This window comes from Ewingella americana ATCC 33852 (assembly GCF_000735345.1).
Taxonomy (GTDB): Bacteria; Pseudomonadota; Gammaproteobacteria; order Enterobacterales; family Enterobacteriaceae; genus Ewingella; species Ewingella americana.
The window spans coordinates 1-15,488 of the sequence record NZ_JMPJ01000023.1 but is presented as its reverse complement, the minus strand read 5'-3'; the positions used below and the strand labels follow the sequence as shown (position 1 = coordinate 15,488).

Here is a 15,488-nt window from a genome sequence, read left to right as displayed (position 1 = left end):
CGTGGTCCGGCCGAGCCGCCCGCGTCCTCATTTTTATGTTTAAAGGGATAGTTCGAAAATTCGGTAAATCAGCAGGTTTTAAGCGAAGCCGGACATCGCCCGTGGGCAGAAAGTGATTGCGGTTCAAGCAGTTGATTGGCCAGAGACTCGGCGTGTTCGGCCACCTGTGGCAGCCCCATCAGTTCACCAAAGCGGCCACGCGCCGCCGGGCCGACCACGTGCAGATGCGGGTTGGCTTCGCCAGTAAGATTCACCGTTTGCGAGCGCCCGTTGACCAGAATGCCCAGCGCCAGCGGGTCAGCCTGAATCAGGCCGTCGGCCGCCAGCTGTTGCAACAGCGCATCACTTTCCAGCAGCGCGCCATGAGCCGGGCCGGTGGTGACGATGATTTTATCGACCAGCAGGATTTGCGCCGCCGCGCCGCGCGGTTGCAGGGTCAGCCGCACCTGCTCCCCTTCGGCACTGACCTGTTGCAGCCTTGCCGCCAAGACCTGTAAGCGCCCGTCGGCCTGCGACTGAGCCAGCACCGCGCTGACCTGCGGCGCGATGCGATAGCGATGCACGTCCCACCACGGGCGCAGGTGGCGCAGAAAACGTTTTTGCTCTTTCAGCGACAGCCGCTGCCAGATGTGCTGGCCGTTGCCGCGAATATCATCCAACACCAACTGCCACGGCAGGTCGGAGGCCGCCGCCAGCGCCACTTCCTGACGAACGCGGTGCAGCCAGCCGCGAGCGGTGTCGGCCTGCGGGCGCTGATAGTCCAGCGTCCACAGCGGGAAATCGCCACTGAGATTAGGGCGTGGCAGCTGTCCACGGCGGGAGAACGCCAGCACCTTGCCGCGATGCCCCTGCCGGTAAAGCGAGGCCACCACGTCAGACATGGTCAAACCGGTGCCGATGATCGCCACGCTGTCGTGCGGCTTCACCGCCGCCAGCGCGTCGGCGCGCCACGGGTTGGCAATCAGCGCCGGGTGTTGGCCCAGTGCGCGAGCAACCGCCTGAGGCACTGCCGGTGGCGGATGGCTGATAGCCAGCACCACCTCATCAGCCTGATAAACCTCCCCCGACGCCGTCACCACGCCGCCGTGGCGCAGAGCCACCGCGTGGTCACGCACGTGAGTGAGCTTCACAGGAGAATGCTCGGCGGCTTTGGCGAACTGCTCGGCGATATAAGCCCCGAACTGCCCGCGCTGCGGATAGACTTTGCCATCCTCCCATTGGGCGTCTGGGTCAGCCGGAAAGGCCTGCGAGGCGCGATACCAGCGGTCAAACTCGCCCTCTTCGGCGGCAGAAAGCTGCATCCGCGAGGCGGGAACGTTGATGCGGTGCGCCGGGTCTTGGGTGCCATAGGCCACGCCGCGAGCCAGCGCGGGGCGCGGCTCAATCACCGTCACCTGCAAACCGGCCGCGCCGCGACGGGCCAGATGAATGGCTAACGCGGTGCCGGTAAACCCGCCGCCCACAATCACAATGTGTCGTTCAGCCATAATCTTGCTCCCCTTAACTGGCGCTGGAGTGCTTAACCGGGCGACGGTCGCCGCCGATGGTTTCGCCAAACGGGCCAGTATTTACCGTGCGCTGGCGCTTCTCCGCATTGGAGGCCAATGGCAGCAAAGGCATGACTAAATCGGCGAACTGGTGGGCTTCTTCCAGATGCGGATAGCCGGAAAGGATGAAGTTTTCGATGCCCAGCGCCTGATACTCGCGGATGCGCTCGGCCACCTGTTGCGGGTTGCCGACCAGCGCTGTGCCTGCGCCGCCGCGTACCAAGCCAACGCCTGCCCACAGGTTCGGACCAATCACTAAGCCCTCGCGCGAACCGCCGTGCAGCGCGCTCATGCGAGCCTGTCCGGTGGAGTCCATGCGGGCGAAAATCTTCTGCGCGGCGGCAATGGTGTCGTCATCAAGATGGGAGATCAGGCGATCAGCCGCGGCCCACGCCTCTTCTTCGGTTTCACGCACAATCACGTGTAGGCGAATGCCGAAGGTCAATTTGCGGCCCTGCGCTTCGGCGCGCTGGCGCACCACGGCCAGTTTTTCCGCCACCTGCTCTACCGGCTCGCCCCACGTCAGGTAGGTATCAATCTGGTTGGCCGCCACGTCGATGGCTTCTTCGGAAGAGCCACCAAAGTAGAGCGGCGGGCCATTTTCCTGCACCGGCGGGAACAGTACCTCAGCCCCTTCGACGCGAATATGCTCGCCGTCGAAATCAACCTTTTCGCCTTTCAGCAGGCGGGAATAGACTTCAAGAAATTCGCGAGTGACCTGATAACGCTCGGCGTGGCTGAGGAAAATGCCGTCGCCTTTGTTTTCTACCGGGTCGCCGCCGGTGACGACGTTAATCAGCAAGCGGCCTTCGGAAAGGCGATCCAGCGTGGCGGCCATGCGCGCGGCAAGGCTTGGCGGCTGGAGGCCGGGGCGAACCGCCACCAGATAGCGTAAACGTTTGGTGATCGGGGCCAGCGCCGAGGCCACCAGCCATGAGTCTTCGCAGCTTTTGCCGGTTGGGATCAACACGCCGTAGTAGCCCAGATTGTCGGCAGCAATGGCAACCTGCTGTAAATACGGCAAGTCTACTGCGCGCCCGCCTTCGGTGGTGCCGAGGTAGCGGCCGTCACCGTGAGTGGGCAAAAACCAGAATACGTTGATGTTGTCCTGTGTTGCGTCGCTCATTATCTCTTTCCTATATAACGATATCTAAATTTATTTGATAGAAAGTTACTGTTTGGTTATAACCCCATGAGCAGGAAGTGTGCCAATCGTGACAATTTAATTTCCTATTTATTATCAATAGGTTAAATTTTTTCACTGTTTGAAGTTTTGCTGCAAATGCAGCAGTTGTTGAACGCAAACTGGTGCATTTGCAACAACTCGCGGTTTTACCCCCTCGCCGACGCCCCGCGACAGCGGTATGGTTTTCTTCCCCTACCTCGCAGGAGTGATTCAGATGCAAAGCCACGGCCCAACCCTTGTCGATCCCGCATCGATAGCTTTTCAAAGCGTGCTTGACCGCCTTGCGCCCACTGACGCCACGGTGCTGATCGTCGGGGAAACCGGCACCGGGAAAGAGGTGGTGGCGCGCTATCTGCATCATCACAGCCTGCGGCGTCAGGAGCCTTTTTTGGCGGTGAACTGCGGGGCATTGACCGAAAGTCTGGCGGAGTCAGAGCTGTTCGGGCATGAGAAAGGGGCGTTTACCGGCGCGACGGAGCGCCATCAGGGCTGGTTCGAGGCGGCCGAGGGCGGCACGCTGCTGCTGGATGAAATTGGCGAGCTGAGCCTGCCGCTACAGGTCAAACTGCTGCGCGTGTTGCAGGAGCGCGAGGTGACGCGGGTCGGCTCACGCAGCCCGGTCAAAGTGAATGTGCGAGTGATTGCCGCCACCCACGTCGACTTAACCCACGCTATACGCGAGCGGCGCTTTCGCGAAGATCTCTATTACCGCCTCAACGTCGCCGCCGTCACCCTGCCACCGCTGCGCCAGCGCCGGGAAGATATTCCGCTGCTGGCCGAGCACTTTCTCACCCTTTACGCCCGCCGTCTGGGGCGACCACAGCTGCGGCTGGCCGACGACACCCTCGACCAATTGATGGAGTATCCGTGGCCCGGCAATGTCCGCGAGCTGGAAAACACCCTGCACAACGCGGTCCTGCTGAGCAGAGATCCGCTGATCACCCCGCGCCAGCTAAGGCTCGGCCCGGTGGGTATCGACCACCTGCCGATGGGGCAAGACGGGCTGGATGAGTTTATGCGCCAGCAACTCACCCGCCAGCAGGAGCAGAACAGCGATAACCCGCTGTACCAACGGGTGATTGACGCGCTGGTGCGCAACGCCTTTGAGCTGAGTAACAGCAATCAGCTGCAAACCGCCGCGCTGCTTGGCGTCAGCCGCAATACCCTGCGCACCCACCTCGGGCATCTCGGGCTGATTAAGGCCCGGCGCAGCGTTACCGGCCTTGGCCCGCGCGGCGTGAGCGAGCGCCCGCAGCACGAGCGCGAAGTGCGCATTGGTTATCAGAAATTTGGCAATCTCGGCATTCTAAAAGCCCGCCAGTCGCTGGAAGCGCAGTTCGCCGACCGCGATATCAGCGTGTTGTGGAGTGAGTTCCCGGCTGGCCCGCAGCTGCTGCACGCCCTGAACAACCGCGAGATAGATTTCGGCACCACTGGCGAAGTGCCGCCGGTGTTCGCCCAAGCCAATGGCAGCATGCTGACCTACGTGGCGTGGGAGCCCGCCGCGCCGCAGAGCGTGGCGCTGCTGGTCGCGCAGGACAGCCCGATTGTTTCTATTGAAGATTTACGCGGCAAGCGCATCGCGGTGAACAAAGGCTCTAACGTGCATTACCTGCTGGTGCAGATTTTGGATGAGGCCGGGCTGACGCTCGACGACGTGCGGGTGGTCTACGCGCCGCCGAAATATCCGCTGACGCCGAGCGACCACCACGCGGTGGACGCGTGGATGATGTGGGACCCGCTGCTGAGCGATGCCGAGCAAGGCGGCAAGCTGCGGGTGATCGCCAACGGCAGCGGGCGGGTCAATAATCACCAGTTTTATCTGGCGCACCGCGAGTTTGCGGCTCGCTCGGCGGACCTGCTGCACACCCTGATGCGCGCGCTGGAGCAGACCGGGCGCTATATCGACGCCAATCGCGAAGAGGCCGCCGCCCTGCTCTCAGACGAACTGGGGCTGGAACCCAGTTCGCTGCTGCACGCGCTGGCGCGACGCAGCCATCAGACCCAGCGCATGGACTTGGGGATCATTCGCGATCAGCAGGCCATCGCCGACCGTTTCTACGCGCTGGGCCTGCTGCCTCGCGCGATTAAAGTGCGCGACGCGGTGTGGAACGAGTAGCGCGGCGGTAAGCAAAAAATTCGCAAAGCTTAGGTTTTATTCTCATTAAGCACTTTTTTCAGCCTTTGCTATGTTCGCTGACATAATCCGGTTACCAGAGAAACCTCATGAAAAAATTACTGCTCAGCGGCCTGAGTGCCGCCATTCTGCTCGGCTCATTCAACGCAGCATGGGCCGAAGACGCCCCGAAAACCGTCAACATTGGCTATCAGAAAGCCAATATTTTCGCCTTACTCAAGTATCGCGGAACCCTCGACAGCGACTTCAGCAAACAGGGCATTACCGTGCGCTGGGTGGAATTCCCGGCGGGGCCGCAGATGCTCGAAGGGCTGAACGTTGGCAGCATCGACTTGGCCGCTACGGGCGACGCGCCGCCGACCTTCGCTCAGGCCGCCAAAGCGGATTTAGTCTATCTGGCGCACTCACCGGCCAACCAGCAAACCGAGGCCATCGTGGTGCCGGAAAATTCGCCGATCAAAACCGTGGCGGATTTGAAAGGCAAGCGCGTGGCGCTGAACAAGGGTTCTGACGTCAACTATCTGCTGGTCAGTGCGCTGGAAAATGCCGGTTTGAAATATAAAGACGTGACGCCGGTTTACCTGCCGCCAAGCGATGCTCGCGCAGCATTTCAGCGCGGCGCGGTGGATGCCTGGGTGATTTGGGACCCGTATCTGGCCGAAGTGGAAACGCATGAGAAAGCGCGTTTGGTGAAAAACGCCGAAGGGTTGGTGCCGCACTACACCTTCTATCTCGCCAGCCGTAAGTTTGCCGACACCTACCCGCAAACCGCCGAGAAAGTGGTGGATGAGCTGAAACAGCTGAGCGACTGGGCCAACAAAAACCCGGACGGCGCGGCGGATATTTTATCGACATCTACCGGTCTGGATAAAGCCATTTGGGCCAAAGCCGTGGCCCGCATGCCGTTTGGCGCCGAGCGCATGACGCCGGAAGTGTTCAAAGAGCAGCAGGCTCTGGCCGACAAATTCAGCGAAAACGGCCTGCTGCCGGTCAAGGTGAATGTCTCTAGCGCCACCTGGTCGCTGGATAAGAAGTAAGTTAAAGGCTAACTCAGCCCCTCAGCGATTTTGGCGACACGCCAAACTTCTTGCGAAACGCAACGGAGAAATGCGCGGGGCTGTAACCCACTTGATAAGCGGCGGTGGAGACGCTCACGTCCCCCGCCGTTAACATTTGCCACGCCGTTTCAAGGCGCAGCGATTGCAGATATTCAAACACGCTCTCGCCAAACAGGCGGCGAAAACCCACCGTCAGCTTGCGGGTGTTCATGCCGACGCTAAGCGCCAACTCGGCAAGGGTCGGCGGGTTAAGCATTCGCTCACTCAGCAGCTGTTTGGCGCGATTTAGCTTGTCGAGATCTGCCGAAGAGAGGCGCAACAGCGCGTTTTCCGTCGGCGCGGGAGGCGCGGCAATGCCGTCCAGCGTGTAGGCGATGATTTCCAGCGCTTTGCCAGACAGATACAGCGCCCGCGAAATCCCCTGCAGCGGGCAGCTGGCGACCTGAGCGCGCAGGGCTTTAATCGCCGGCGAGGACGCCATCACCATCAGCCTTGGGCCAGTGGATGTCTCCAGTTGAAAGGCTTGCTGAAGTTGCTGCTGCACTTCAACCGCCATGCGGCTGTCGATAGCCGACGGCGAGAGCGAGATCGCAGTGTGCTCCAGCACGCGTCCCGGCTCAAAGCGCTGCATCCCTTCACTCTCACCTTGGTTCCACACCGCGCAAATACAAGGGCCACTAATGCGCTGGCTGGCTGACGCACCGGGCAACTTACACTGCAACTCGCCGCGCTCGACAATAATGATTTTCAGCCCCTGCTGGAGGCGCTCGGTTTCCCACTTGGTGTTCTGCGGGCAAATAGAACCACTGCTGAAGGCAATCGAACCCTCAAAAATAGCCTCATTGACCGACTTCCCCACTTCGCCGCTGCTGTTTTTCATCTGACGACCTGTTGAAAAGGGCGGGAGACGCCGCCGCAAGTTATTGCTAATAATTCTTATTCTCACATTATCAGCCTTTATCATGCAGTTCCAGAGATCGCGCGCCAAGGCGCTACACGCAAGGTTCCCAAGGCTATTTATCGAAAGAAAGAGTCTCGCTAGCGAAAGCCTTCGCCATTGCCAGAAAAATCTTCAGGGTGAGAATAGCCAACGCTGAAATAATTCTCATTCGCTTTGGAGATTACCGGTGTTAAAGCATAAAAAACATAAAATGACTCTTTTGGCCGCGTGCGTTGGCGCAAGCTCGCTGGCGGTTTCTATACCAGGATGGGCACAAAATAACGGGGAAGAGGAGACGCTGACCGTGACCGCCGACGGCAGTTCGACCCACGGCGAAGGCTACGTGGCGAAACAGAGTAAAACCGGCAGCCGAACCAATGCGTCGGTGCTGGCAACCCCGCAGTCACTGAGCGTGATTGGTCGCGATGAGCTGACCGACCGCAACGTGCAGACCACCACCGAGGCGCTGCGCTACACGCCGGGCGTGTTCGCGTCGACCTCCGCCGTCAGTTCAAGATTTGACTACTTCAGCCTGCGCGGATTCGACGCCACGCTGAACGGCGCGCTGCTCGACGGGTTGCGCTCCACCACCGCGCAATCCTATGTGCGCTACCAGCCCTATGGATTGGAAAGCATCGACGTGCTGCGTGGCCCGAGCGGATTTCTCTACGGCGTCGGCTCGCCGGGCGGCGTAGTGAATGGTATCAGCAAGCACCCGACCGAGCAGCCGCTGCACGAGGTGGGCGTACAGCTGGGCAATCACGACAGATATCAGGGGCAGTTTGATTTCTCCGGGCCGGTGAATGATGACAAAACCCTGCTCTACCGGCTGGTCGGCGTGGGTCGCGACAGCAACACCCAGTTTAACAACGTGCCGGATGACACGGCCTATATCGCGCCTTCCCTGACGTGGCAGCCCGACGGCGATACCACACTGACCCTGCTGACCTCCTTTAGCCGCGACAAGTTTGGTCCGCCGCGCAACTTCACGCCGATTTACGGCACCCTGCTGAGCAACCCAAACGGCAAGCTACCGCGCGATGTCTATCTCGACAACAGCGGGCTGGACAACCACATGAACCAAACCAACATCGGCTATGAGTTCGATCATCGCTTCGACGACGTTTGGTCATTCCACTCCGCCAGTCGCTACACCTATAACGACTTGCTGACCCAAACCTGGTCGGGTACTCGACTGGCGGCGGATATGCGCACCCTGAACCGCGCGGCGTATCAGTTCGCCATTAAAGGCAAGGTGTGGGCCACGGACAACAATGTGAAAGCGCATTGGGACGCGGGCTCAGTAACGGGAACCACGGTGCTTGGCGTGGGCTATCGCCACACCGGAGAGGATTACTACCTGAATTACGGCGCGGCGCCGTCGGTGGATATTTATCGCCCGACCTACGGCGGCAGCTTCTCCGCCGCGACGCCTTTTACCTCGACTTACCAAAGCGCCGATGAAACCGGCGTCTATCTGGGTAATACGCTGGCGTTGGCCGAGCGCCTGATGCTTGACCTGTCGGCGCGCGAAGATTGGGCCTCGGTCAGCACCGATAACCGCCTGAAAAGCACTTCAACCAGTCAGGACGACCACCACTTCACGTGGCGAGCCGGGCTGACGTGGCTGACGGACAGCGGCGTCGCGCCTTATGTCAGCTACACCACCTCCTTCGCGCCGGTTCTTGGCACCAATTTCTATGGTGAAACCTTCAAGCCCACCACCGGTAAGCAGATTGAAACCGGCGTGAAATACCAGCCGGAGAGCTTTGACGGCCTGTTCACGCTGGCATGGTTCAACCTCGAGCAGAATAACGTTTCCACCACCGATCCCAATAACAACCTGAATACCGTGCAGACTGGGCAAGTGACGTCAAAAGGGATTGAAGCCTCGGCCGCCGCCAACCTCACTCCGGCCATGAAGGTTATCGCCAGCTATACATGGAATGATTTGGAAACCACCAAAAGCACGGTAGCAGGCGCGCAGGGCAAGACGCCGACCGGTATGCCGGAGCAGATGGCTTCTCTGTGGGCTGATTACAGTATCCAGCAGGGGCCGCTCACCAGCCTTGGACTCGGCGCGGGCGTGCGCTATGTCGGTAAAACCTGGGCTGATACCAATAACAGCATTCGCGTGCCGGACTACACCCTGTTCGATGCCGCCTTGCACTATGACCTTGGCGAACTGGACCGCTCACTGCGCGGGGTAAAACTGGCTGTTAACGCTAACAACCTGTTTAACAAGAATTATTACTCCAGTTGCAGCACCACCACCTGCTCACAGGGCTTCGACCGCACGCTGACGGCAACCGTCAGCTATCGCTGGTAAGGAACAGAAAATGACTCATTTGAAATCACTCATGGCGCTGGCGGCCTCGCTGCTGTTTATCGCCAGTTTCACCAGCGCCGCCGCGCCTATCACCGTGACCGACATGCTTAATCGCAGCGTGACGCTGCCCGCTCCGGCCAAGCGTATTGTGCTGGCGGAGAGCCGCCATATCATCACCTTGGCCTTGCTGGAAAAGGATCCGCTGGAGAATATCGTCGCGTGGGGCACCGACCTGCAACGCTACTCCCCTTCCACCTTCGACGCCCTGAAGCAGCGCTTTCCGCAGGCCGCAACAGTGCCGGAAATCGGTGATTTGAACAGCGGAACCTTTTCGATGGAAGCGGCCATCGCCGCCAAGCCGGATCTGGTGATTTTTACCCTGTATGGCCGCATTCCCGAGGGGCTGAATAAGCTCGACGCGGCGCATATTCCCTATGTTTTCGTCGACTTCTTCCGCCGTCCGTTGGTCAATACTGTCCCGAGCATGCTGATGCTCGGCAAGCTTCTCGACCACCAGCCAGAGGCCGAAGCCTTTGCCCAGTTCTACCAGCAGCATATGGATAACCTCACTCAGCGACTGGCCAACCTGCCGCGCCCGCTGGTGTTTTTCCATCTTAACCCCGGCGGCGATGATTGCTGCTTTACTTCCGGCACCGGCAACATGAGCGATTTTATCGCGGCGGCGGGCGGGCGTAATCTGGGCGCAGAAGCCCTGACCAGCGGCATTGGTAAGCTGAATCTGGAATACGTGCTGGCGAAAAAGCCTGACTTTTATCTGGCAGGCGGTGGCTCCACCGTCACCCGTAAAGGGCTGCTGGTCGGCCCCGACGTCACGCCGGAGCAGAGTGCGCGCTCGCTGCAAGCCATCATTGAGCAGCCTACCCTCGCCAGCCTGTCGGCTATTCGCAACCAGCGCGCGGCGGGGATCTGGCTGTTCTTCTTCGACAATCCGCTGTTCTTTGTGGGCGTTGAAGAGATGGCAAAAATGTTCCATCCAAGCGCCTTCGCCGAGCTGGATCCGGCTAAAACCTTGGATGAAGTCAACCAGCGTTTTCTGGCCTTCCCGCTGCGCGGCACCTTTTGGAGCGGACCGACACAATGAGAGCACCAGTTAAGGGATTAACCGCTTCGCTCCTCTCACTGCTGGCGCTTGCTGTCACCGCCAATGTGGCAGTGATCGCCTGTTATGTCGCCCAAGCCGTGTTGACGGCGCTGCTGCTGTTCCGGCTGATGATGGCTGGCAGCGCGGCAGAGATAACCACGCCCCTGCTGCAATTAGTTGCGCTGATAGCCTGCCGCGCCGCGCTGTTGTGGCTCAGTGCAGTCGCCGCCCAGCACATCGCGGCCAGCTGCAAAACGCTATTGCGCCAACGGCTGCTGCAACAGCTCACGCGCTTCGGGCCGGGGATCGGCCTGATGCATAAGGTCGGCGACTTACAGTCAGCGGTGATCGGCGGCGTCGAAGCCGTTGAGAGCTACTACAGCCGCTACCTGCCTGCCGTCGGATCCGCCCTGCTCGGCTGCGGGCTGGTGCTCGGCGTTATGCTGTGGATTGATTGGCCCTCGGGCCTGCTGCTGGCGGGCTTTGTACTGGCTTTCCCCTTGCTCGACCGAGTATGGATGCGCTGGCAGCGGCCGCAGGCAATCGGCGTTTTTGCCGCAATGCGCGGCTTTACCAACCGACTGATGGACGCCCTGCGCGGGCTGGCAACGCTGAAAGCCTTTGGCGCATCGCCGCGCTGGCGGGCAAAACTGGCGCAGGACGCCGCCGAACTGCGTCGTGCATCGATGGCGACACTCAACATCATGCTAATGCGCGGCGGCATCACTCGCTTAATCACTCTCAGCGGCATTGCGCTGGTGCTGGCGTTCAACGCGTGGCGCGTCGCCGAGCAGCAGCTTTCACCGCTGGTTTTACTGCTCACCTTGTTCCTCGCCCGCGAAGCGTTTCGCCCGCTGAGTAAGCTGGAAAGCGCCTTTCATATTGCATGGGCTGCCAGCGGCGCACAGCGATCCATCGCCAAGCTTTTGGCACTCAGTCCGCCGGTTGCAGAACCCAGTCAGCCTAAGGCGCTTCCCGACAGTTATTCGCTGCACGTCGATACGCTGTCATTCACTTATCCGCAGGGCCAGCCCGCGCTGACTGACGTCTCTTTTGGTATTGAAGAGCAGCAGTTCGTGGCGATCGTCGGGCCTTCGGGTGCCGGTAAATCTACCCTGATGGCCCTGCTACTGCGCAGCTTCGACCCGCAGCAGGGGGCAATTCGCCTTGGCGGCGTGGATATCCGCCAACTCGCGCTCCAGACCTTGCGGCAAAACATCAGCTTGGTGTCGCAAGAGGTGTTTCTGTTTCACGGTTCGATTGCCGACAACCTGCGCATTGCCAAACCCGATGCCAGCGACGAGGAGCTAGCCGCCGCCGCGCGCGCCGCGCAAATCGCCGACTTCATCGAACAGCTGCCGCAGGGTTACCAGACGCAGGTTGGCGAGCGCGGGGCGCAGCTCTCCGGCGGCCAGCGCCAGCGGCTGGCGATTGCCCGCGCACTGCTCAAAGACGCACCGATTTTGCTGCTCGATGAAGCCACCGCCAGCATTGATTGCGACAGCGAACTGGCCTTACAACAGGCACTGGCGCAGTTTCGCGGGCGGCGCACGGTGATTGCCATTGCCCATCGGCTGGAAAGCATTAAACACGCGGATCTGATTCTGGTGTTTGAAGAGGGGCGGCTGGTCGAGCAGGGTCAGCATCAACAACTCAGCGTCAACGGCGGCTGCTACGCCCGCCTACTCGCCGCACAGGAGGAGAAGGTATGAGCACCAAACAGAGCGGTTTTTTAGGGTTGGTCCGCCTGATGCACGGCCAGCGCGGCCTGCTGACCTTGACCATATTGGCGGGAATACTGGCACAAAGCGGCACGCTGGCAAGCATCGCGCTGGCAGCGTGGCTCACAGGCTGCGCCATCGTTACTCCTTCCGTCGAGGGCTTAGTGCCGATTATCGGCTGGATGTTGGTCTTGGTGCTGTTTACCGCCGTGGCGCACTGGGTGCAGAGCTGGTCATCACACGATTTAGCCTTCGCGCTGATTGAGAAGTTACAAATAGGGATTTTTGACGGGCTGGAGCGCGCCGCGCCGGGCAAACTGCTCGGCCAGCGGATTGGCGATCTGGCCTCGATTGCCACGCACGACGCCGAGCTAATGGAGCGATTTTATGCCCATATGCTGGCTGATTACGTCGGCGCGGTGGTAGTCCCGCTCGCCGCCGTGGCCGTGCTGTACAGCATTCATCCGCAACTGGCGCTGGTCGTCATCCCCTTCCTGCTGCTGTTAGCCAGCGTGCCGCTGTGGCTCTCACGGCTGGCGGCCCGTCAGGGAAAACAGGTGATGGACCAACTCGGGCAGCTTAATGCCGACACGGTGGAGTTTATTGCCGGGCAGCGCGAACTGGCGGTCTTCGGCCAAAGTGAAAATGTGGTTCAGCGGCTGGTGCAGCAGACTGAAAAACTCACCGAAGCCCAGTGCCGCTATGGCTCGCGCAGCGGACTGGAGCAGGCGGCGATTGACCTGCTGAGCGCCTTGACGTTGGTGGCGACGGTGTTATCAGCCAGCCATTTACTGGCACAGGGCCAGCTCGCGCCGGTGATGCTGCCGGTGGTGTTGGTGCTTGGGGTCGGCGCCCTGCTGCCTATCGTCGACGTTACCCAGACCGCCAGCCTGTGGGGCGAGTTGCGCGCGGGCGCAGCGCGGATTTTAACCATTATGCAGCAGTCGGCGCAGGTCCGCGATGACGGCACGGCAGCGGCTCCCGCCGAGCACTCCCTGCGCGTCGAGCAGGTGAGTTTTTCCTATGACAGCCGCCAAGAGGCCGTGGTGGATAAGCTAAGTTTCGAGATAAAAAGCGGAGAGATTGTCGCACTGAGCGGCGCGTCGGGCGCTGGGAAAAGCACCTTAACCCATCTGCTGTTGCGCTTTTGGGAGCCGGACAGCGGCGCGATTTACATTGGTGAAAGCGACATTCGCACCCTGCCGCTGGCGACGCTGCGCAAGCTTATCAGCTGGGTGCCGCAGGATGTGACGCTGTTCGCCGGAACCATTGACGAAAACATCCGCCTTGGTTGCCCGCAGGCCAGTCAAGCGCAGGTGGTTGCCGCCGCGAAATTGGCGCAGGCCGATGGTTTTATCCGCGCTTTGCCACAAGGCTATGAGAGCCAGTGCGGCGAAGCGGGAAACTCGCTTTCGGGCGGCCAGCGGCAGCGTATCGCCATTGCGCGCGCGCTGCTGACCGAAGCACCGATTTTGATCCTCGACGAGGCCTCTTCCAGCCTCGATAACCCTAACGAACTGGCCTTCCACCGGGCGCTTGAAGGCCTGCGCCACCAGCGTACTGTCCTTCTTATCGCCCATCGCCCGGCAACCCTTCGCCGGGCGGATCGAGTGGTAAAAATGGAAAACTCACGGGCCAGTTGAGGGTTAACGGATTTCGACTTCCGCCTCGATTTCTACCGGGATATCAAACGGCAATTCCGCCAGTCCCACGGCGCTGCGGCTGTGGGCACCAATCTCTGGGCCGAAGACGCGCAGGATGACGTCGGAGCAGCCGTTAATCACCGGCGGCAGGCGGTTGAAGCCCGGCGCGGCATTGACCATGCCGAACAGGCGATTCCACGCCACAATTCGGTCCAGAGAGCCAAGTTCACGGTGCAGGCTGCCAAAAATCGATAACGCGGTGAGCTGCGCCGCTTTGTAAGCCTGCTCCTCGCTCACTTCGCGCCCGACTTTGCCAAGGGTGGTGTACAGCGAACCATCGGCGTTTTGCGGCCCGTGCCCCGACACGTAGGCGCGGTTATTCACCACTCGCACCACTTTGAAGGGGAAAACCACGCCCGGAGGCGGAACCAGTGCTGGCGGTAAAACCCAGCCAGCGTCTTCTAATGCCTGATAAATTTTAGACATAATGATCCTTATGGTGGCTACATCTGGGGTTGATATTGCAAAGGCGAAGCGTGCTAAGTCAGATCAAGATAGCGCGTATTTCGCCGGAAAGAAGCCAGCGAGTGTGAAGAAATAATTGCCACAACTGTTCGTCAGTTTTTTTAATCCTCTGTTATAGCTGCTTTTTCCCCAGCCACTTTAGAATGCAGCCCATCGGCCCAAGAGCCGTATCTCAAGCAAGGACACTTGGCCCGCTAGCAGTGCGGGCTTTTTTTTGGGTTGGGTTTATCTTCCTAATGACTGAATGGCAATTCCAGTCAGAGCCTCAACACCCGCGCGCACTCCTGCAATGAGCGCTGCTGGGTGTCGGCATAAAGCTTCAGTTCGTCGATGGTTTCGCGACCTAGCGCCTTGTGGAATTCATGCTTGTTGGAGTGGGCTTCGTAGTGAGAACGGGCGCTATCTCCCAGATTTGATTGGAAAATCCCCGCCGCGCTGACCGGCAGGAAATCTTCATAGACCAAGGGTTCGAAGGAAACGGCTCCGGCGCGGATCGCCTGTTCCAGCGAGTCAAAATCCTGCCCCGGCGTCTGATTGACGAAGTAACGGAAATAAGCCAACTCCTGCTGGCGCAGCTCGGCGTAGTTGTCCGGGAAGGCGGCGAACACCTTCTCCAGAATCGCCACGTATTGTGCGGCATTGGCCTCATTGGGAAACGCGCCCAGCTCTTCGCGCGCTTGGTTGAGCAGCTCGTCGTACAGCGCCCGCCCCTTAGTGGTCAGCGCCACGCCGCGCTGTTCTATCTCACCAAAGCGCGCCGAGTGGCTACCAAACTCACCTGCCGCCTGACCTTTAAAAGTGATCTTTTCATCCAGCGCCTTGAAGCTGGTCTGGCGCAGCAAGATGGGGCATTGACGGCGCGGCGGCCCTTCAATCACTGCCTTGGGCGGAATGCCGCGTTTTGGCATCTCGGCCTGAACGTGATCGATATCCAGCGTGCGCGGTGTCAGGTGGTTAATGTGCGGCCCGCGAAAAGCCACCACGTCGGCAATCAGGCGATGCTGGGCGTTCAACTGCTGATACTCCTCCAGCGTGACCGTCGCCGTGTGGTGCCAGCGGAAAGTTTCCAGCGCCTGCTGCACAAACTCGTCGGCATGCTGCGGATTGAGGCCACCGTCGCGCTCGTGCTGCTCAATCAGTTCGAGCGCGCGCGGAGTGAAAATATTGCGTTTTGCCAGCACTGAGCTGGCGAAGTCGCGCAGCGCGGGGGCTTCGATAAGCTCAAGTCGGAGTAGAGAAGTAAAAACGCGGAACGGGCTGACTTGCAGCGAGGCTTCGTGGACCGCGCGAAAGGCGGTGG

11 protein-coding genes are annotated in these 15,488 nt (G+C 60.1%); 6 read left to right on the top strand and 5 right to left on the bottom strand.

Translation table 11 applies throughout. The features are described 5' to 3' along the window. Positions 1-68: 68 nt before the first annotated feature. A complete protein-coding gene (locus GEAM_RS02835; protein ID WP_034787991.1) occupies positions 69-1,487 on the bottom strand; it encodes an FAD/NAD(P)-binding protein in 1,419 nt (472 codons plus the stop codon). A 13-nt stretch (positions 1,488-1,500) separates the two neighbouring features. Beyond that, the gene (gene ssuD / locus GEAM_RS02830; RefSeq protein ID WP_034787987.1) at positions 1,501-2,673 is read right to left on the bottom strand and encodes an FMNH2-dependent alkanesulfonate monooxygenase; all 1,173 of its coding nucleotides are present in this window, start codon (positions 2,671-2,673) and stop codon (positions 1,501-1,503) included. A 274-nt stretch (positions 2,674-2,947) separates the two neighbouring features. Between ssuD and GEAM_RS02825 the strand changes: the two genes are divergently transcribed. Both GEAM_RS02825 and GEAM_RS02820 read left to right on the top strand, forming a co-directional pair. Beyond that, entirely contained in the window at positions 2,948-4,852 is a 1,905-nt protein-coding gene (locus tag GEAM_RS02825) for a sigma-54-dependent Fis family transcriptional regulator (protein ID WP_034787985.1), read from the top strand. Between the two features lie 107 nt (positions 4,853-4,959). Next, complete coding sequence (locus tag GEAM_RS02820; protein WP_034787983.1) at positions 4,960-5,907, top strand: sulfonate ABC transporter substrate-binding protein; 948 nt, start codon at positions 4,960-4,962, stop codon at positions 5,905-5,907. 13 nt (positions 5,908-5,920) lie between these two features. Here GEAM_RS02820 and GEAM_RS02815 read toward each other — a convergent pair whose 3' ends face one another. Continuing rightward, entirely contained in the window at positions 5,921-6,808 is an 888-nt protein-coding gene (locus GEAM_RS02815) for a helix-turn-helix domain-containing protein (RefSeq protein ID WP_084674030.1), read from the bottom strand. A gap of 271 nt (positions 6,809-7,079) precedes the next feature. Between GEAM_RS02815 and GEAM_RS02810 the strand changes: the two genes are divergently transcribed. Genes GEAM_RS02810 through GEAM_RS02795 form a run of 4 tightly spaced genes read left to right on the top strand, consistent with a single transcriptional unit; the run spans position 7,080 to position 13,663 of the window. Next, on the top strand, positions 7,080-9,197 hold the full coding sequence (locus GEAM_RS02810; RefSeq protein ID WP_072009854.1) for a TonB-dependent siderophore receptor: 2,118 nt from the start codon (positions 7,080-7,082) through the stop codon (positions 9,195-9,197). Between the two features lie 10 nt (positions 9,198-9,207). Then, positions 9,208-10,299 carry an ABC transporter substrate-binding protein gene (locus tag GEAM_RS02805; RefSeq protein ID WP_034787977.1) on the top strand — a complete coding sequence of 364 codons (1,092 nt, stop codon included), beginning with the start codon at positions 9,208-9,210 and terminating at the stop codon, positions 10,297-10,299. Then, positions 10,296-12,011, top strand: a complete 1,716-nt coding sequence (locus tag GEAM_RS02800) for an ABC transporter ATP-binding protein (protein WP_034787975.1) — start codon at positions 10,296-10,298, stop codon at positions 12,009-12,011. The genes GEAM_RS02805 and GEAM_RS02800 overlap by 4 nt, the downstream gene beginning before the upstream one ends. Continuing rightward, positions 12,008-13,663: an ABC transporter ATP-binding protein gene (locus GEAM_RS02795; RefSeq protein ID WP_051899382.1), complete on the top strand. Its 1,656-nt coding sequence runs from the start codon at positions 12,008-12,010 to the stop codon at positions 13,661-13,663. The genes GEAM_RS02800 and GEAM_RS02795 overlap by 4 nt, the downstream gene beginning before the upstream one ends. A 3-nt stretch (positions 13,664-13,666) precedes the next feature. Here the strand turns inward: GEAM_RS02795 and GEAM_RS02790 are convergent, their stop codons facing one another. Both GEAM_RS02790 and hglS read right to left on the bottom strand, forming a co-directional pair. Further along, positions 13,667-14,149 (bottom strand): RidA family protein, encoded by a 483-nt coding sequence (locus GEAM_RS02790; RefSeq protein ID WP_034787972.1) that lies wholly within the window; start codon positions 14,147-14,149, stop codon positions 13,667-13,669. A 296-nt stretch (positions 14,150-14,445) separates the two neighbouring features. Next, positions 14,446-15,488: 2-oxoadipate dioxygenase/decarboxylase HglS (hglS, locus tag GEAM_RS02785; RefSeq protein WP_034787969.1), on the bottom strand; the 1,043-nt coding region annotated here is incomplete at its 5' end.